The organism is Lactobacillus equicursoris DSM 19284 = JCM 14600 = CIP 110162 (assembly GCF_001434815.1).
GTDB lineage: Bacteria > Bacillota > Bacilli > Lactobacillales > Lactobacillaceae > Lactobacillus > Lactobacillus equicursoris.
On the sequence record NZ_AZDU01000165.1, the window covers coordinates 1 to 253 of the forward strand.

At 51.8% G+C, this 253-nt stretch carries 1 protein-coding gene; it reads left to right on the forward strand.

The window, feature by feature from the left end:
• Positions 1-232 (forward strand): diacylglycerol/lipid kinase family protein (locus tag FC20_RS10590; RefSeq protein WP_201779623.1); only part of this gene is annotated, 232 nt, incomplete at its 5' end.
• Positions 233-253 lie beyond the last annotated feature (21 nt).

Here is a 253-nt window from a genome sequence, read left to right on the forward strand (position 1 = left end):
GCTCAACCTGGCAGCGATTGGCGACTTGAACCTCGCGCAAATTTTGCCCAAATTCCCGGCTGCTTATGTCGGGAAATACTACCACTTTAAGGGCGTCCACCATGGCCAGGGCCAGCAGATTCATATTGAACTGAGTCAGCCGCTCTGGGTCCATACCGACGGCGAGGTAACACGGAAGAGCCAGGCGGTAACGATTAGCTGCCTCCCCCACTGCTTAAATTTGATCATGTAAAAAGACTATTTCCCAGGAAAT